At 66.9% G+C, this 19175-nt stretch carries 13 protein-coding genes; 12 read left to right on the top strand and 1 reads right to left on the bottom strand.

What is annotated here, in order from left to right; all coding sequences use genetic code 11:
- The first annotated feature begins 35 nt into the window (after positions 1-35).
- From glgB to CMV14_RS12280, 11 genes are all read left to right on the top strand, one after another.
- Positions 36-2219 carry a 1,4-alpha-glucan branching protein GlgB gene (gene glgB, locus CMV14_RS12330; protein WP_066959201.1) on the top strand — a complete coding sequence of 728 codons (2184 nt, stop codon included), beginning with the start codon at positions 36-38 and terminating at the stop codon, positions 2217-2219.
- On the top strand, positions 2216-3496 hold the full coding sequence (gene glgC, locus CMV14_RS12325; RefSeq protein WP_238147008.1) for a glucose-1-phosphate adenylyltransferase: 1281 nt from the start codon (positions 2216-2218) through the stop codon (positions 3494-3496). The genes glgB and glgC overlap by 4 nt, the downstream gene beginning before the upstream one ends.
- Before the next feature lie 8 nt (positions 3497-3504).
- A complete protein-coding gene (gene glgA, locus CMV14_RS12320) occupies positions 3505-4980 on the top strand; it encodes a glycogen synthase GlgA (protein ID WP_066959199.1) in 1476 nt (491 codons plus the stop codon).
- A complete protein-coding gene (locus tag CMV14_RS12315) occupies positions 4977-6608 on the top strand; it encodes an alpha-D-glucose phosphate-specific phosphoglucomutase (protein WP_066959197.1) in 1632 nt (543 codons plus the stop codon). Before glgA ends, CMV14_RS12315 begins: the two co-directional genes overlap by 4 nt.
- A 176-nt stretch (positions 6609-6784) precedes the next feature.
- The gene (glgX, locus tag CMV14_RS12310) at positions 6785-8743 is read left to right on the top strand and encodes a glycogen debranching protein GlgX (protein ID WP_066959195.1); all 1959 of its coding nucleotides are present in this window, start codon (positions 6785-6787) and stop codon (positions 8741-8743) included.
- The gene (gene bglA, locus CMV14_RS12305) at positions 8743-10377 is read left to right on the top strand and encodes a beta-galactosidase BglA (protein ID WP_066959192.1); all 1635 of its coding nucleotides are present in this window, start codon (positions 8743-8745) and stop codon (positions 10375-10377) included. The genes glgX and bglA overlap by 1 nt, the downstream gene beginning before the upstream one ends.
- A gap of 345 nt (positions 10378-10722) precedes the next feature.
- Positions 10723-11172, top strand: a complete 450-nt coding sequence (locus CMV14_RS12300) for a DUF6265 family protein (protein WP_066959190.1) — start codon at positions 10723-10725, stop codon at positions 11170-11172.
- A gap of 162 nt (positions 11173-11334) precedes the next feature.
- A complete protein-coding gene (locus tag CMV14_RS12295) occupies positions 11335-11733 on the top strand; it encodes a hypothetical protein (RefSeq protein ID WP_066959188.1) in 399 nt (132 codons plus the stop codon).
- A 49-nt stretch (positions 11734-11782) separates the two neighbouring features.
- On the top strand, positions 11783-14062 hold the full coding sequence (locus CMV14_RS12290; RefSeq protein WP_066959186.1) for a TonB-dependent receptor: 2280 nt from the start codon (positions 11783-11785) through the stop codon (positions 14060-14062).
- Complete coding sequence (locus tag CMV14_RS12285) at positions 14059-15414, top strand: PepSY-associated TM helix domain-containing protein (RefSeq protein ID WP_066959183.1); 1356 nt, start codon at positions 14059-14061, stop codon at positions 15412-15414. Before CMV14_RS12290 ends, CMV14_RS12285 begins: the two co-directional genes overlap by 4 nt.
- Positions 15415-15445: 31 nt before the next feature.
- Positions 15446-16990: an alkaline phosphatase D family protein gene (locus CMV14_RS12280; RefSeq protein ID WP_066959181.1), complete on the top strand. Its 1545-nt coding sequence runs from the start codon at positions 15446-15448 to the stop codon at positions 16988-16990.
- Here CMV14_RS12280 and CMV14_RS12275 read toward each other — a convergent pair.
- Positions 16977-17147, bottom strand: a complete 171-nt coding sequence (locus CMV14_RS12275) for a DUF1289 domain-containing protein (RefSeq protein WP_083215657.1) — start codon at positions 17145-17147, stop codon at positions 16977-16979. The genes CMV14_RS12280 and CMV14_RS12275 overlap by 14 nt on opposite strands.
- A 166-nt stretch (positions 17148-17313) precedes the next feature.
- Between CMV14_RS12275 and CMV14_RS12270 the strand changes: the two genes are divergently transcribed.
- Entirely contained in the window at positions 17314-19089 is a 1776-nt protein-coding gene (locus CMV14_RS12270; protein WP_176488937.1) for a sensor domain-containing diguanylate cyclase, read from the top strand.
- The last annotated feature ends 86 nt before the right edge of the window (positions 19090-19175 follow it).

The following is a 19175-nucleotide window of genomic DNA, read 5'->3' as shown; positions in this document are numbered from 1 at the left end:
CCGACTTATCCACCGACTTGCCCCCGGATTCGGGGATGCGGAGCATAACGATAACAAAACCCTCCCCCCTGCCCCCCGCCGAGATCGCGGCCCTTGCCAGGGGCACGCATGGCGATCCCTTCGCGGTGCTGGGCGTCCATCCCGCGGACAAGGGCCTGATCGCCCGTGCCTTCATCCCAGGCGCGGAAAGCGCCGAGGCGCTGACCCTGGCCGGCAAGCTCGCCGGAAGACTTGCCAGGATCGACAGGGCCGGGCTGTTCGAGGGGCCGCTCAACATCCGCAAGGCGCAGCCGCTGCGCTACCGCGCGGCCAATGCCGACGGCGAATGGATCGTTGCCGATGCCTACAGCTTCGGGCCGGTGCTGGGGCCGATGGACGATTATTATATCGCCGAGGGATCGCACCTGCGGCTGTTCGACAAGATGGGCGCCCACAAGCTGCGCCACGAAGGCGCCGATGGGGTCCATTTCGCGGTGTGGGCACCCAATGCGAAGCGGGTCTCGGTGGTAGGTCTGTTCAATCAGTGGGACGGGCGCCGCCATGTGATGCGGCTGCGGCGCGACACCGGCATCTGGGAAATCTTCGTCCCCGACATTGGCGAGGACGAGCCCTATAAGTTCGAGATCGTCGGCGCCGACGGCAAGACGCTGCCGCTGAAGGCCGACCCCTTCGCCTTCCGTTCGGAGCTGCGCCCGGCCACGGCCTCGATCACGACCGCCCCGCTCGCCCACGACTGGGGCGACACCGCCCATCGCGACTTCTGGCGCAAGACCGATATCCGACGCCAGCCCGTCTCGATCTACGAACTGCACGCCGGATCATGGGCCCGCGACGAGCATGGGCAGTTTTTGACCTGGGATGCGCTGGCCGAGCGGCTGATCCCCTATGTCGCGGAAATGGGCTTCACCCATATCGAGTTGCTGCCGATCACCGAATATCCCTATGATCCGAGCTGGGGCTACCAGACCACCGGCCTCTATGCCCCGACGGCCCGCTTCGGCCGGCCGGAGGGCTTCGCCCGCTTCGTCGACGGCGCCCACCGCGCGGGGATCGGCGTGATCCTCGACTGGGTGCCCGCGCATTTCCCGACCGATGAGCATGGGCTGGCCCGCTTCGACGGCACCGCGCTCTACGAACATGCCGATCCACGCAAGGGTTTCCACCCCGACTGGAACACCGCCATCTACAATTTCGGCCGGCGCGAGGTGATGAGTTTTCTTGTCAACAATGCTCTCTATTGGGCTGAAAAATATCACCTTGATGGCCTGCGCGTCGATGCCGTCGCGTCGATGCTCTACCTCGATTATTCGCGCAAGGACGGCGAGTGGCTGCCCAATCAGCATGGCGGGCGCGAGAATCTGGAGGCGGTATCCTTCCTCCAGGCGATGAACCGCGAAATCTATGGCCAGCACCCCGGCGTGATGACGATCGCCGAGGAATCGACGAGCTGGCCCAAGGTGTCGCACCCCGTCCACGAGGGCGGGCTGGGCTTCGGCTTCAAGTGGAACATGGGCTTCATGCACGACACGCTGCGCTACATGGCGCGCGAGCCCGTGCATCGCGTCCATCACCACAACGACATAACCTTCGGGCTGCTCTACGCGTTCGGCGAGAATTATGTGCTGCCGCTCAGCCATGACGAGGTGGTCCACGGCAAGGGATCGCTGCTCAACAAGATGGCCGGCGACGACTGGCAGAAATTCGCCAATCTCCGGGCCTATTATGCGCTGATGTGGGGCTATCCGGGCAAGAAGCTGCTGTTCATGGGCCAGGAATTCGCCCAGCGCGCCGAATGGAGCGAGGAACGCGCGCTCGACTGGCACCTGCTCGACGCGCCCGCGCATGAGGGCGTGCGCCGTCTGGTCCGCGACCTCAACCGGCTCTACCGCGACCGCCTCGCCCTCCACGCGCGAGATTGCGAGGCGGAGGGCTTCCACTGGCTGGTGGTCGACGACAGCGCCAATTCGGTGTTCGCCTGGGAACGGCGCGCGCCCGGCGAACGGCCGATCGCGATCATATCGAACATGACCCCGGTGCCGCGCCCCGGCTACGGCCTGAAGCTGTCGCGTGGCGGGCGCTGGCGCGAGATCCTCAACAGCGACGCAAGCGACTATGGTGGGAGCAATATGGGCAACAGCGGATATGTCTCGGCGGCCGATGATGGCTATGCTTCCGTGACGTTACCGCCCCTCGCAACGATCATGCTGGAGGCCGAATGATGCCTGCAAACCCCGCCAACGATCGCCGCAGCCAGCCCCTCGCGCGGGACGCCATGGCCTATGTGCTGGCCGGCGGGCGCGGCAGCCGGCTCTACGAACTGACCGACCGGCGCGCCAAGCCCGCCGTCTATTTCGGGGGAAAATCGCGGATCATCGACTTCGCGCTGTCGAACGCGCTCAATTCGGGCATCCGCCGCATGGGGGTCGCGACCCAGTACAAGGCGCATTCGCTGATCCGCCATCTCCAGCGCGGCTGGAACTTCCTGCGGCCCGAGCGCAACGAGAGCTTCGACATATTGCCGGCCAGCCAGCGCGTGTCGGAAAACCAGTGGTATGAGGGGACCGCCGACGCGGTGTTCCAGAATCTCGACATCATCGAGAGCTACAACCCGGAATATATGATCATCCTGGCCGGCGATCACATCTACAAGATGGATTATGAGCTGATGCTGCGCCAGCATGTCGATGCCGGCGCGGACGTGACGGTCGGCTGTCTGGAGGTGCCGCGCCTCGAGGCGACGGGCTTCGGCGTGATGCACATCGACGACAAGGCGCGGATCAAGCAGTTCGTCGAGAAACCGGCCGATCCGCCGGCGATGCCCGGCAAGCCCGGCACCGCGCTCGCCTCGATGGGCATCTATGTGTTCAAGACCGGCTTCCTGGCGGAGCAGCTGCGCCGCGATGCCGCCGATCCCAGCAGCAGCCATGATTTCGGCAAGGACCTGATCCCCTATATCGTCCAGCACGGCAAGGCGGTGGCCCACCTCTTTTCGCAGAGCTGCATCCGCGCCGAAAGCGAGCCGGAAGCCTATTGGCGCGACGTCGGCACCATCGACGCCTATTGGGAAGCCAATGTCGACCTGACCGACGTGGTCCCCAAGCTCGACCTCTATGAGCGCGACTGGCCGATCTGGAGCTATGCCGAGGTCACCCCGCCCGCCAAGTTCGTCCATAATGACGAGGGCCGGCGGGGCGCCGCCACCTCCTCGCTGATCGCGGGCGGCTGCATCATCTCGGGCGCGTCGCTCCACCGCAGCCTGTTGTTCACCGGCGTCCGGGTGAACAGCTTCTCCTCGGTGACGGAGGCGGTGATCATGCCGGGCTGCCAGATCGGCCGCGAGGCGCGGCTGCACAAGGTGGTGCTGGACCAGGGGGTGCAGATCCCCAAGGGGCTTATCGTCGGCGAGGACCCGGTCGCCGATGCCCGGCGCTTCCGCCGCACCGAAAAGGGCGTCTGCCTGATCACGCAGGACATGATCGACCGGTTGGTGGCATAGGGACCGCCATGTCGTTACGCCTGCTGTCGGTAACTTCCGAGCTTCATCCGCTGATCAAGACCGGCGGCCTGGCCGATGTGGCGGGGGCTCTGCCGCCAGCATTGGTGGCGCACGGTGTCGAGACGCGCTTGCTGCTGCCCGCCTATCCGCAGGTCCTACGCGCCTTCGCGGACAGCAAGCTGAAGGCCGTCCACAGCTACAAGGCGCTGTTCGGCGACCCGGCTCGGCTGCTCGCCGCCAAGCTCAACGGGCTGGACCTGCTGCTGCTCGATTCCCCGTCGCTGTTCGCCACCCGCGATGGCGGGCCTTATGCCGACCTGACCGGGCATGACTGGAGCGACAATTGGCGCCGTTTCGCGGCGCTGTCGGCGGTCGCGGCCGATGTCGCGGCGGGCGCCGTGAAGGGCTGGCGGGCCGATGTCGTCCACGCCCATGACTGGCAGGCGGCGATGACGGCCGCCTATGTCCGCCATGGCCGGGCGCCCGATACGCCGGTGGTGCTGACCGTCCACAACCTGGCCTTCCAGGGGCGGTTCGACGCCGGCATCTTCCCGCAGCTGGGCCTGCCCGACAGCGCCTGGGCGGTCGACGGCGTCGAATATTATGGCGGCGTCGGCTTCCTGAAGGCTGGGCTCCAATATGCCGACGCAATCACCACCGTCAGCCCCACCTATGCCGACGAGATCCGCACCCCCGCCTTCGGCATGGGGCTGGACGGGCTGCTGCGCGGGCGCGGCGACGCGGTGCACGGCATCGTCAACGGCATCGACGACCGGGAATGGGACCCGGCGACCGACCCGCACCTTGCCCGCTCTTTTTCGGCCCGCTCGCTGGGCGGCCGCACCGCGAACCGCCGGGCGGTCGAGAAGCGCTTCGGGCTGAAGCGCGGCGCCAGTCGAGATGGGGGGCCGATCTTCGCGCTGATCAGCCGGCTGACCTGGCAGAAGGGGATCGACCTGATCGTCGATGCGATCGAGCATATCGTCGCGCATGGCGGGCGGCTGGCGGTGCTGGGATCGGGCGACGCCGCCTTCGAAGGCGCGCTGATCGGCGCCGCCGCGCGCCATCGCGGACAGGTGGGCGTCGTCACGGGCTATGACGAGCCGCTCGCCCATCTGATGCAGGCGGGATGCGACGCGATCCTGATCCCGTCGCGGTTCGAGCCGTGCGGCCTGACGCAGCTCTATGGCCTGCGCTATGGCACCATCCCGGTCGCGGCACGGACCGGAGGCCTCGCCGATACGATCATCGACGCCAATGACGCGGCGCTGTCGGCGGGCTGCGCGACGGGCATCCTCCACCCGCCCGCCTCCGGCGAAGCGCTCAAGGCCGCGATCAGCCGCGCTATTGCCCTCCATTCGTCGCCCGACCTCTGGCAGGCGATGCGGCGGCAGGGCATGCGCGGTGATTATGGCTGGGGCCGCGGCAGCGCGCGCTATGCCGCGCTCTACCGTTCGCTCGCCGACAGGAACAGGACCGCATGACGATCCGGGAAGTGCCCACCACCCCCTTTGCCGACCAGAAGCCCGGCACATCGGGGCTGCGCAAGAAGGTGCCGGTGTTCCAGCAGCCCGGCTATGCCGAGAATTTCATCCAGTCGATCTTCGACAGCCTCGATGGTTTCACCGGCGAAGCGCTGGTGATCGGCGGCGACGGACGCTTCCATAACCGCGAGGTGATACAGGCTGCGATCCGCATGGCCGCCGCCAATGGCTTCGGGACCATCCTGATCGGACGCGGCGGCATCCTCTCCACCCCGGCGGCCAGCCATGTCATCCGCAGATATGGCGCGTTCGGCGGGATCATATTGTCCGCCAGCCACAATCCCGGCGGGCCGACCGAGGATTTCGGGATCAAGTACAATATCTCCAATGGCGGCCCGGCGCCCGAGAAGATCACCGACGCGATCTTCGCGCGCAGCACCGCGATCGACCGCTATCTGACGCTCGACAGCGCCGACGTCGATCTCGACCGCGACGGCGAGACGCGGGTGGGCGGGGCGGTGGTGCGTATCATCGATCCGGTGGCCGACTATGCCGCGCTGATGGAGCAGTTGTTCGATTTCGACGCGATCCGCGCGCTGATCGGTGGCGGCTTCCGCATCGCCTTCGACGCCATGAGCGCGGTGACCGGGCCTTATGCCACCGAGATATTGGAGAGCCGGCTGGGCGCGCCCGCCGGAACGGTGCGCAACGGCGTGCCGCTGCCCGATTTCGGCGGCCATCATCCCGATCCCAACCTTGTCCACGCCAAGGCGCTGTACGACGAGATGATGGGGCCGGACGCCCCCGATTTCGGCGCGGCATCCGATGGCGATGGCGATCGCAACCTGATCATCGGCAAGGGACTGTTCGTCACCCCTTCGGACTCGCTGGCGATGCTCGCCGCCAACGCCCATCTGGCGCCCGGCTATGCCCGGGGCCTCGCCGGAATCGCCCGCTCGATGCCGACCAGCGGCGCGGCCGACAAGGTGGCCGAGGGGCTGGGCCTGCCCCTGTTCGAGACGCCGACCGGCTGGAAATTCTTCGGCAACCTGCTCGACGCAGGCAAGGCGACGATCTGCGGCGAGGAAAGTGCCGGCACCGGATCGGACCATGTCCGCGAGAAGGACGGGCTGTGGGCGGTGCTGCTGTGGCTCAATATCCTGGCGGTGCGGCGCCAGAGCGTGATCGAGATCGCCCGCGAACATTGGCAGCGCTTCGGCCGCAACTATTATGCCCGCCACGATTATGAGGGCGTCGACAGCGCCGCCGCCGATACGCTGATGGTGGAGCTACGCGGAAGGCTGGACGCCTTGCCGGGCACCGGGATCGGCGACCTGCGGATCGAGGCGGCCGACGACTTCGCCTATCATGATCCGGTCGACGGATCGGAAAGCCGCAAGCAGGGCATTCGCATATTGTTCGAGGGCGGATCGCGGATCGTGTTCCGACTGTCGGGCACCGGCACCTCCGGGGCGACGATCCGCGTCTATATCGAGCGCTATGAGCCGGCGGATGGTGACCTTGACCGTGAGACCGGCGAGGCGATCGCCGACCTGATCGCGGCGGTGGAGACGATCGCAGGAATCGCGCGGCACACCGGGCGGACCGCGCCCGACGTGGTGACGTGAGGCAATATCGTTCCCAGATCCTCCCTATGCGCAGCATGGGGAGGGGGACCGCGCGAAGCGTGGTGGAGGGGTTTTCCAACCTCACCGTCGTCGCTGACCGCGCGCTCTCGCATTACCCCTCCACCACCCTGCGGGTGGTCCCCCTCCCCACGCTTCGCGTAGGGAGGATCTTCTAGGTGGCATCTCCCCCGCCCCGCTATGGCGCGACCATTGTCCCCGAGGGTGTGCATTTCGCCATCTGGTCCGAGACGGCTGATGCCGCATGGGTCTGCATTTTTGATGAGGACGACCGCGAAACCCGTGTCCCGCTCGAGCGTGGGCCGGCCGACGTCTTCCAGGCCACCGTGCCCGGCCTGACCGAGGGCGCGCGCTACGGCTTCCGCGCCGACGGGCCCTATGATCCGGCGATCGGCAACTGGTTCGACCCCGCCAAGCTGCTCGCCGACCCCTATGCCGTCGCGATCGACAGGCCCTATGCCTATGACCCGCGCCTCGCCGCGCGGCGCGAGGAGGGGATCGACACCGCGCCGCTGATGCCCAAGGCGGTCGTCACCGCCCTGCCCGCGCCACTGGCGCCTGAACCGCCGCGCTTCGCCCCCGGCGGGCTGATCTACGAGGTCAATGTCCGGGGCTTCACCCGCCTCCATCCTGCCGTTCCGGAGGGCGAGCGCGGCACCATCGCCGCGCTCGGCCGGCCGGAGATCATCGATCATCTCGGGAAGATCGGCGTCGGCGCGGTGGAGCTGATGCCGATCACCGCCTGGATCGACGAACGCCATCTCGGCCCGCTCGGGCTCAGCAACAGCTGGGGCTATAATCCGGTCGGCTTCATGGCGCTCGATCCGCGCCTCGCGCCGGGCGGCCTCGACGAACTGCGCCGCACCGTCGCGGCGCTGCACGATGCCGGGATCGCGGTGCTGCTCGACGTCGTCTTCAACCATAGCGGCGAAAGCGATGCGCTTGGCCCGACCCTGTCGCTGCGCGGGATCGACAACCACGCCTATTTCAAGACGATCCGCGACGAGCCCGGCACGCTGGCCAACGACAGCGGCTGCGGCAACACGCTCGATTGCGACCACCCGGCGACCCGCCGCCTGATCCTGGATGCGATGCGCCATTTCGTGACGCTGGCCGGGATAGACGGCTTCCGCTTCGATCTGGCGCCGATACTGGGCCGTGGCCGTGACGGCTTCGAACCCAATGCCACGCTGCTGCGCGAAATGCGGAACGATCCGATCCTGTCCGACCGCATCCTGATCGCCGAGCCCTGGGACATCGGGCCCGGCGGCTATCAGCTCGGCAATTTCGGCGAACCCTTCCTGGAATGGAACGACCGCTATCGCGACGATGTCCGCCGCTTCTGGCGCGGCGATCCCCACAGCATCGGCGATCTCGCCACCCGCCTGGCGGGATCGTCCGACATCTTCGGCAACCACGGCCGCACGCACAGCCGCAGCGTCAATTTCATCGCCTCGCATGACGGCTTCACGCTCGCCGACCTGACCGCCTATGCGACCAAGCATAATGAGGCGAACGGCGAGGCCAATCGCGACGGGCACAACGACAATTACAGCTGGAACAACGGCGCCGAAGGCCCGACCGAAGACCCCGGCATCCTCGCCGCCCGCCGCCGCGACATCAAGGCGCTGCTCGCTACGCTGTTCGCATCGCGCGGGACGATCATGCTGACCGCCGGCGACGAGTTCGGCCGGAGCCAGCGCGGCAACAACAACGCCTATGCGCAGGACAATGCGGTCAGTTGGATCGACTGGCAGGCGCGCGACAGTGAACTGGAGCAATATGTCGCTGGCCTGGCCGCCGCCCGCGGCGCGTGCCCGGTCCTGTCCGATCCGGTGCTGCTGGGCGGGGCGGACGTCGACTGGCTGACCTTCGACGGGCGTGAGTTCGACGCGCAGGACTGGCACGATCCGCGAACCGCCGCGCTGGTGATGCTGCTTCACCTGCCCGAGCAGCCGTGCCGGATCGCGATCGCCTTCAACCGCGAGGACGCGCCCCTGACGCTTGCCCTTTCGCCGCGTCCGGGCCATCAGTGGCGGCGTATCGACATCGATGGCGCGACGTTCACAATCGATCCGCGTTCGGTGGGCTATCTCATTGAGGAAGAAGGTCCATAATGGCTGGAAGTGGCGATGGCGACTGGTGGCGCGGCGCCGTCATCTACCAGGTCTATCCCCGTTCCTTCCAGGACAGCGACGGCGACGGCATAGGCGACCTGAAGGGCGTCACCGCGCGTCTCGACCATATCGCCTCGCTGGGGGTCGACGCGATCTGGGTCTCCCCCTTCTTCAAGTCGCCGATGGCCGACATGGGCTATGACGTATCCGATTATCGCGCCGTCGATCCGATGTTCGGGACCCTCGCCGATTTCGATGCGCTGCTGGCCCGCGCCCATGCGCTGGGGTTGAAGATCATCATCGATCAGGTGATCAGCCACACATCCGATCAGCACGCCTGGTTCCAGGAGAGCCGGTCGAGCCGCGACAATCCCCGGGCCGACTGGTATGTCTGGGCCGATCCCAAGCCCGACGGCACCGCCCCGAACAACTGGCTGTCGATCTTCGGCGGGCCCGCCTGGGAATGGGACGGGACGCGGATGCAATATTATATGCACAGTTTCCTGGCCTCTCAGCCCGACATCAATTTCCACGCGCCGGCCGTGCAGGATGCGATGATCGAGGAAATGCGCTTCTGGCTCGATCGCGGGGTGGACGGCTTCCGGCTCGACGCCTGCAACCATTATTTCCACGACGCGAAGCTGCGCGACAATCCCCCCGCCCGCCGCATGGCCGCGCACGACATCCCCGAAACCAACCCCTATGGCTTCCAAGAGCATCTGTACGACAAGACCCAGCCCGAGAATCTCGCCTATCTGAAACGCATCCGCGCGCTGCTGGAGGAATATCCGGGCACGGTCGCGGTCGGCGAGGTCGGCGATGGCGAGCGGGCGCCGCAGACGGTGGGCCTGTACACGTCGGGCGGCGACACCCTGCACTTCTGCTATACGTTCGACCTGTTCGGCACCGAATTCTCGCCGCGCGTCTTCCGCGAGACCGTGACCAAATTCCTGAAGGCATCGGCGGACGGCTGGGTCTGCTGGGCGCTGTCCAACCATGACGTGATGCGCCATGTCAGCCGCTTCGCCGAGGCCGGCGACGATCCGAACCGGATCGGCCGGCTCGCCATCGCGATCCTCGTCGCGCTGCGCGGCACGATCTGCATCTATCAGGGCGAGGAACTGGGCCTGCCCGAGGCCGAGATCGCCTATGAGGACCTGCGCGATCCCTATGGCATCCGCTTCTGGCCCAGCTTCAAGGGCCGCGACGGCTGCCGCACGCCGATGCCGTGGAGCCGGGACGAGCCGCAGGCGGGCTTTTCCACCGCCAAACCCTGGCTGCCGATCCCCGGCGAGCACAAGGCACGCGCGGTCGACGTCCAGGAGGCCGACCCGCGCGCGATGCTCCACTTCTACCGCAGGGCGCTTGCCTGGCGCCGCGAGAATCCCGCCATCCAGTGCGGCGATATCGATTTCGTGGAAGCCGGCGACGACATCCTCGCCTTCACCCGCACGCGGGGCGGGGAGACGATATTGTGCCTGTACAATATCGCGCGCGAGCCGCAGGACTGGCCGCTGCCCGCCGCCTATGCCACCGCACTGGCCGATCCGCTGTCCGCGCCGGGCATCACCGTCAACCGCAAGATGCTGCGCCTGCCCGCCTATGGCTGGGCCTTCCTGAGAAAGCCGGGATAATCCCCCTCGGTCGTCTTTCCCGCGAAAGCGGGACCTTTGCGTAAAGAGCGTCCGCCCCCCAACACGCGTCATCCTCGCGGATGCGGGGATCCATAACCCCTTCCGCCAAGAGGTTCGAGCTTCAGAGAATATGGATTCCCGTCTTCGGCATATAGCCGAAGTTTATCCTGAGCGCCTGCCTTGCAGGCAGTCGAAGGGCGGGAATGACGGATCAGGAGGAGCGGGATTAATTCGAAGGTCCCGCGAAAGCGGGAATCCGTGGACGGCAGCCCGCAAGAGGCAGAATGTCCCGTGACCGTGGATTCCCGCCTGCGCGGGAATGACGAGGTCAAAAGGGGGTGAAGGATGCGGACCGGCTTCATCGCATGTCTGGCGCTGGCAGCATCGCCGCTTGCCGCCGAACCGGCCCCTGCCCTGCCCGACTGGATGGCCGGTGCCTGGCAGCAGAGCAGCGGCGACCGGTGGACCGAGGAATATTGGACCCCGGCGCGCGGCGGGATCATGATCGGCGCCGGCCGCAACGGGCGGGGCGAGACGCTCGCCGGGTGGGAGACGATGCGGATCGTGCGGGAAGCCGATGGCGGGATCGCCTTCTTCGGCTCACCCGAGGGAGCGCCGCCGACCCGCTTCCCGCTGGTGCGGTCGGCGGCGCAGGAGGTGGTGTTCGCCAATCCCGCCCATGATTATCCGCAGCGCATCCGCTACTGGCGCGAGGGCAAGCTGCTGAAGGCGGAGATCGCGCTGGCCGACGGAGAGCGGCCGATGCGCTGGACCTACGCGCCGATGGGCGAGTGAGCCGGCCTTTTTGCCGGAGCAGCGAAACAGGGCACCAGCTTCACCCCGTCACTCGGCCATTACTCGTCGCTCCAACCGAAGCTGGATTGACGGATTGGGTCGAGGGTCGAGGGAACGGAAAAAAGGTGACATCCCTTCGTCGCGCCGCTAACAGCCCCGCAAATGCAGGGGCTGCGCAACTATTTCCGCCGGCATGCCGGGCTCGCGATGCTGCTCGTCGCGCTGGCGCTGGCGGTGCGCGCGCTGGTGCCCGCCGGCTATATGGCCGGGACCTCGTCGACCGGCCTCACGGTGGAACTGTGCAGCGGCGTCGCGGGTGAGAGCATCACCATCGCCCTGCCGACCGATCCGGCGAAGGACGGTCATGGCAAGGCCCAGGCCGACGGCCCCTGCTCCTTCGCTGCACTGGGCCTTCCCGCCGGCCCCGTCACCGATCCGATCCAGTTGGCGCTGGCTATCGCCTTCATCCTGCTGCTCGGCCTGCTCGGCGAAACCGCGCCACCTGTTGCGCGCCGCAGCCAGATCCGGCCGCCGCTGAGAGGACCTCCGCTCGCCGCATGACCGCCGCCGCCTTCGGGCGGCCGTCGTTCCCCATGCCTGCGAGAAATCCATGTCCTATACTGTTTCGCGCCGCCTGCTCGCGGCGCTCGTCCTCGTCCCGTTCGCCGCCGCTCCCGCCTTCGCCGAGGAAGAGGCACCGCTCGATTCGATCCTGGTGATCGGACAGCGCGACCGCGCGATCAGCATCGAACCGCGCGGCCTGTCGGTCAGCCTCGGCGACGCGCAGTTCCGCGCGGTCAACGCCTTCAATGTCGAGGACCTGATCAAATATGCGCCCGACTTCTTCGTGCGTACCCGCTTCATCGGCGACAACAACGCCGTCCCCGGCTTTCGCGGCACCCACAGCACCCAGAGCGCCCGCGCGCTGGTGATGGTCGACGGGTTCGTGGTGTCGAACTTCCTTGGCAACAGCTTCTCCTTCCCGCCTGCCTGGGGCGTGGTGAGCCCGACCGAGGTGCGCCAGTTCGATATTGTCTACGGGCCCTATTCGGCGCGCTATTCCGGCAATTCGATGGGCGGGATCGTCAACATCACCACCCGCGCGCCCGAGCGGACCGAGGCATTCGGAACGGTGCAGGGGTTCATCCAGCCCTATCGCCAGTACGGCACGAAGGAGACACTGTGGGGCGGATCGGCGGAGGCCGGTTTTGGCTTAAAGCAGAAGGACGGCCCCTTTTCGATCCGCGTCTCGGGCCGGCGGCTGGTCAACGACGGCCAGCCCATGCAGTTCTATCAGCTCGCGACCGCGCAACCGGGATCGGCCGCGACCCCGATCTCCGGCGGTGTCGTGGACCCGGCGCTGATCACCAAGACGCCTGTGGCAGGGGACTTTTCGCCGATCCACAGCCGCCAGGACCAACTTCGCACCCAGATCCGCTTCGACAGCGGCGACGTCCATGTCGAGGCGCTGTTCACCTATTGGTGGAATGAGGAGAGCCAGCACAACCCGAGGACCTATCTGCGCGATGGGGCCGGAGCGCCTTTCTATGGATCCACCGCCAATGGCGGCCGGGTGTTGCTGAACGGCACCGTCTACACGCTCAACCCAGCCAGCAATTTCAACATCACGACCAACACCAAGAACGAATGGCTGGGCGGAATCAAGCTTTCCGCGCCGGTGTTCGGATTCGATCTTAATGCCAACCTGTCCACATTGCAGTTCGATCGCCAGACGCAGCGCCGCTCCAGCGGCTATGTCAACGGACTGAACGGCGGGCCGGGCCAGCTTATCGAGCAAGGCCCGACCGACTGGTACACGCTCGATCTCTCGGCGGAGCGGACGATCGGCGCGCATGCGATCGCCTTCGGGATCAACGCAAACCGCTACCGCACCGACCAGTTCAATTTCGCGACCGCGCGCTGGCGCGAGGCAACCGGCCGCACACTCAACAGCCGCACCTTCGGCAAGAGCCGGATGGTCGGCCTGTTCGCCGAAGATGTGATCAGCGTCGCCGATGGCCTGACCGTCACGCCCGGCATCCGGGCCGATTTCTGGCGCGCCTATGATGCCGGGCTGATCGGTGCGCGGACGTCGCAGCTCTACGCGCCGCGGCGCGACCATCATGTCGACCCCAAGCTATCCACCCGCTGGGCCTTCGCGCCGGACTGGGCGGCCGAGCTGAGCCTTGCCACCGCTACCCGCTACCCCACGGTCGGCGAACTTTATCAGGGTTCGTTCAACGGCGACGGATCGTTCAATATCAACAGCTTCGACCCGAATCTTAAGGCAGAGCGCAGTCGCGACGCCAACGCGCTGCTGCGCCGCAGGCTGGGCCGGGTGACGATCACCGGAAGCCTCTTCTACCAACGGGTGGAGAATGCCATCTTCCAATATCTGGGCTTCAACCAGAATGGCGTGTCGGTGCAGACCTTCAAGAATATCGACCGCACCCGCCAATATGGCGCGGAGCTGATCGTCGAGACGCGCGACTGGCCGGTGGAAGGGCTGGACATCGACGCCAACGCCGCCTGGATCGATGCGATCACGGCGAAGAACCGCGCCGATCCGGCATCGGAGGGCGTCCAGTTCCCGCGCATCCCGCGCTGGCGGATCAACGGCAACCTGCGCTACCGGATCGACGCGGCGACCGATGTGTCTCTCGGCGGCCGCTACGCCTCCCGCCCGAACAGCGACATAGACGGGCTCCAGCGTGGCGACACCTATGGCTATGCGTCCGAACTGCTCCAGATCGACGCGCGGATCAACCACCGCATCGCCCGTGGCTTTCGTATCTCGGCCGGAGTCAACAACCTGACCAACGACAAGGCCTGGGTGTTCCACCCCTATCCGCAGCGCACCTTCACGATCGAGGCGGGGTGGTCGCTATGAGCGTGCAGGCCCCCGGCAGCCGGTGGTACAATGCGGTGTGGCGCTGGCATTTCTATGCAGGCCTCTTCTGCATCCCGTTGATATTATGTCTTTCTGTTACCGGATCGCTCTATCTGTTCCGGCCGCAGATAGAGGCGCTGATCGATCGCCCCTATGCGCAGGTCGCCGGCCCAGGCCCGCGCATGAGCGCCGCGCGGATCGCCGATGCGGCGGTGGCGGCGGTGCCCGGATCGGTGTTGCACCGCTATCAGTTGCCCGACGCACCAGACCAGGCGGTGCAGGTGATCGTCGGCAGCAAGGGCGGCGCGGAGACGCGGGTCTACGTCCATCCGCAGACCCTCGCCATCCTCAAGACCGTCGCCGAGCAGGACCGGCTGATGCGGTTCGTCTTCCGGCTGCATGGCGAGCTCATGATCGGCGATCCGGGGAGCTGGATCGTCGAGACAGCCGCCTGCTGGGCGATCATGATGATCCTGACCGGCGTCTATCTGTGGTGGCCGCGCAGCGCCAGGGGGCTGGGCGGCGTGCTGTGGCCGCGCCTGACCCTGGGGGGACGAGGCTTCTGGCGCGACCTTCATGCCGTGGTCGCGATCTGGATATCGGCGCTGGCGCTGTTGCTGATCCTGACCGGGCTGCCCTGGGCCAATGTCTGGGGCGGCTATCTCAAGGAGGTCCGCGCCCTCACCCACCAGATTGACGGGCCGCAGGACTGGTCGACGTCGTCACGCAGCGGGACGGCACAGATGACGGGCGACCATGCCGAGCATGGTGGTATGACGATGGAGCACCCGCGCATCGACTATGCACCGCTCGACCGGATCATCGCCCAGGTCGCGCCCATGAACCTTGCCGCTCCGGTGCTGATCGCGCCGCCCGCCGGCCATGACGGCCTGTGGACCGCCAAGTCCGACAGCGCCAACCGGCCGCTGCGCACCAGCCTGACCCTCGACGGAGTCAGCGGCACCGTCGTCGGCCGCAAGGATTTCGCCGAGCGCCACTGGATCGACCGCGCCGTTGGCTATGGCATCGCCGTACATGAAGGGCAGCTGTTCGGCTGGGCGAACCAGCTGCTCGGCCTGATTGCCGCTCTCGGGCTGTTCCTGACGGCCGCGACCGGAGCGGTGATGTGGTGGCGGAGACGCCCACACGGGCTGCTCGGCGCGCCGCTGCCGCTCGGTCGGCCGCGCTTCGGGCCGGCGCTGACCGGCGCGATCCTGCTGCTGGGCCTGGTCTTTCCCATGTTCGGGGTCACGCTGCTGCTAGTGCTCGCGCTCGAATGGGGGATTTTCCGCCGGAATCGGGCAATGGCGCGCTGGCTGGGGCTTGCGAGGGCCGTGCCGCCCGCGTCATAAGCCTGCAACCCCAGCCGTTCAGGTGACGCGCATGCTTTCCCGCCGACAATTGTTGACTGGTGCCGGCGCCGGCCTGCTTGCGGCCCCCGCCATACTGCGCGGCCAGCAATTGCTGATGGGTTTCCCCTTCCGGCTTGGCATCGCCGCCGGCGACCCGAGCCATGACGGCTTCGTGATCTGGACGCGGCTCTGTCCCGATCCTTTCGACGAGCATGGCGGCATGCCGTTCGGCCCGGTCGAGGTCGACTGGTTCGTCTATGAGGACGAGGGGATGCGCCGGCTTGCGCAGAAGGGCAAGGCGACCGCCTGGCCCGAGCTCGGCCATTCGATTCATGTCGAGCTGACCGGGCTCCAGCCCGACCGGCCCTATTGGTATCGCTTCATCCTCGGCCGGGACAAGACACCCCTGGGCCGCGCCCGCACCCTGCCCGCCCCCGGCGCGCGGCTCGACCGGATCCGCTTCGGCGTCGCCGGCTGCCAGCATTATGAGCATGGCCTGTTCACCGCCTATCGCCATCTGGCACAGGAGGATGTCGCCTTCGTCTGGCATTATGGCGACTATATCTACGAGGACCGCGCCCGGCAGGTGAACTATGAGCGCGACGGATCGGCCAAGGACAATGTCCGCGATCATGTCGGCGCCGACTGCCTGACGATCGGTGACTATCGCCGCCGCTACGCCCAGTACAAGATGGACCAGGACCTTCAGGCTGCGCACCGCGCCGCCGCCTGGTTCACCACCTTCGACGATCATGAGGTGGTCGACAACTGGACCTCGACCGTCAGCCCCTATCAGCGCGATCCCGCGCTGTTCGCGATCCGCCGGGCGGCGGCGATGCAGGCCTATTATGAGCATATGCCGCTGCGCCGCGCGCAGATGCCCGACGGATCGGCGATGCAGCTGTACCGCCGCATCCGTCTGGGCGACCTGTTGACCGCGCATTTCCTGGACACCCGCCAATATCGCAGCCCGCTTCCCTGCCAGGGCGGATTCGATCCGGTCTGTCCGGGCATCGACGCCCCGGCGACGACGGTGCTGGGCGCCGCGCAGGAGCAGTGGCTGGGCAAGGGCCTGCGCGACAGCGGCAGCCGATGGGACCTGATCGCCCAGCAGGTGATGCTGATGTCGCTGGAGCGGCGCACCGACGACGGCGACGCGCGAATTCGCAATGTCGACAGCTGGGCCGGCTATGAAGTGGCGCGCCAGCGCATGCTCGACAGCCTCGCCGGGCGGGGCAATGCGGTGGTGATGACCGGCGACGAACATCAGAATTTCGCCGCCGAGCTGCGCCGGGCCAGGAAGGACGAGGTCGTCGCGGTCGAGCTGGTGACCACCTCGATCAGTTCGGGTGGCGACGGCTGGGTCAGGCCGGAGACCCAGGCACAAGTCCGGGCCAACAACCCCGACCTCAAATATTCCAGTGACAGGCGCGGCTATGCGATATGCGATGTCGGGCGCGACCAATGGCAGACGCTGTTCCGCGGGGTCGACCAGGTGAGCCGCCCCGGCGGCGCCATATCGACCCTTGCCACCGCGACGATCGAACGCGGCCGCCCCGCGCTCAATCTTTCCTGAGCGCGCGCCGCTTCAACCGTTCGAGCACCGCACGCTTCCCATCATCGTCGCTCGATCCCCAGCCGGCGATCTCCTCGACCGTCCGCAGGCAGCCGATGCAATAACCGGTCGCCGGATCGATCGAGCAGATGTTGGTACAGGGTGAAGGCACGGCCATGGCCCGCCATCGGCGATCGGGCGTGCGCTGGCAAGCCGCGACGGGAATCGCGCAGGCCCCGACGCGTCGTTAAGCCCTTCTTTACGACTTTCGGCCCAAGTAAAACTACAGTATGCAAAGGTTTGCAGGTACGAGTTTGCGGGGGCGGACCATGATTGCCGGGCTGATGAGATCGCTCCTTCTCGCCTTGCTCTGGACGTCATCGGCCGCGTTGAGCGTCGCCTTCACGCGGCATGGCGGCGGGCTTGCCACCGTCTGGTTCGCGAATGCGATATTGACCGCCTTCCTGCTGATCGAGCCCCGCCAGCGCCACTCGCTCTACATCCTGGTCACGCTGCTGCTGTCCTTCCTCTTCAATCTTTGGAGCGGCAGGACGGAGGCGCTGGCGCTGGCATTGTCCGTCGCGGGCGTCGGCGAGGCGCTTATCGCCGCCGCGCTGATGGCGCGGCTGAGCCCGGCCGACCGGCTGTTCGACGATTCGGCCAATCTGCTGCGCTTCGCGCTGTCCTCGGTAATCGCCTGCGTTCCGCCGGCGATCATGATGGGATTGGTGATGCATGGCGTTTCGGGCGCCTCCTGGTGGCAAATCGCCGCCGGCTGGATCACCACCCATGGCTGCGGCCTGCTGATCATGACGCCGCTGCTGATCGTGCTACACCGGGCGGCGCGCGACTTCCGGCCCGACCGCATCCGGCCGGCGGCGCTGGGCCGGAGCATCGCGATGCTGGGGCTGGTGGCGGGGACGACGGCGCTGGTGTTCGGCCAGTCGACCTATGTGCTCAGCTTCCTGATCGTGCCGGCGCTGCTGGTGCCGACTTTCCTGCTGCGCGCGCCGGGCGCGGCCGGATCGGTGGCGATCATCGCCATCGTCGCCAGCTGGTTCACGATCGAGGGCAGCGGCCCGTTCGCGCTGATGCCGGTGAGCGCGGCCGAACGGGTCTATGTGATGCAATTGTTCATCGCGACGATGTTCCTGTGCGCACTTCCGATCGCGGCATTGCTCGACGAGCGCGACGAACTGGCTGCCCGCACGGCGGCGCACCTCGCCAATATGCACGGCATCGCGGATCGCATCGGCGATGTCCTGTTCCGCATCGATGATCGGAATGCCTGGGCCTATCTGAATCCTGCCTATCAGGCGGTGACCGGCCGCAGCGTCGCCGGGGCGATCGGCCGGCCGGTGCTGGCCGACCTGCCCCAGCGCGATCATAACCGCTTCAACCATGCGCTGGCGCGGCTACGGGCCGGCCGTATCCCGCACTATGCCTTCACCAGCCAGATCGTCGATGCGCTGGGCGTGACCCGCTATATCGAGTTCGCCCTCCACGCGGGCACGTTCGGCGGACAGGGCGAGGGGATCAGCGGCGTGTTCCGCGACGTCACCGCGCGGACGCTGATCGACATGCAGCTTCGCCAGAAGGCAGTAAGCGCGCGCCGCGACGCGCGGACCGACCCGCTGACCGGCCTGCCCAACCGCCGGGCCTTCTTCGAACGGCTGGAAACGCGGATGGAGGCAGGCCATGCGCTGGCGCTGGCGCTGTTCGACCTAGACCATTTCAAACGGATCAACGACGCCTTCGGCCACCCTGCCGGCGATGCGGTGCTGCGCCACATCGCCGCCGCCGCCAGCAGCCTGCTGAAAGACGGCGAGATGATCGCGCGGATCGGTGGCGAGGAATTCGCCCTGCTGATCGAGGACAGGATCGCCGGCGCCGCAGTGGCGACGGCCGAAAGGCTGATCGCCGCGATCGCCAGCCAGAAGATCGCCCTGTCGCCGGAGCTGACCGGATCGCCCGAGGGGATCGGCCTGCATATGACGATCAGCATGGGGCTGGCACGATCGAAGCCGGGCCAGGCCGCCGACGATCTGCTCGCCGAAGCGGATCGCGCGCTCTACCTGGCCAAGAACAGTGGCCGCAATCAGCTCAAGCTCGCGGCCTGACCTGGCCTCCGCCGATAATGTTGGACTTGCTTCGAAGTCACTCTTTCCCCTGTTCTACCGCTCCCGTGGACGGGTGGATGCTGAAA

It is taken from the genome of Rhizorhabdus dicambivorans (genome assembly GCF_002355275.1).
Taxonomy (GTDB): domain Bacteria; phylum Pseudomonadota; class Alphaproteobacteria; order Sphingomonadales; family Sphingomonadaceae; genus Rhizorhabdus; species Rhizorhabdus dicambivorans.
Note: the sequence above shows the minus strand (reverse complement) of the source record. Positions and strands in the feature narration are given on the sequence as shown.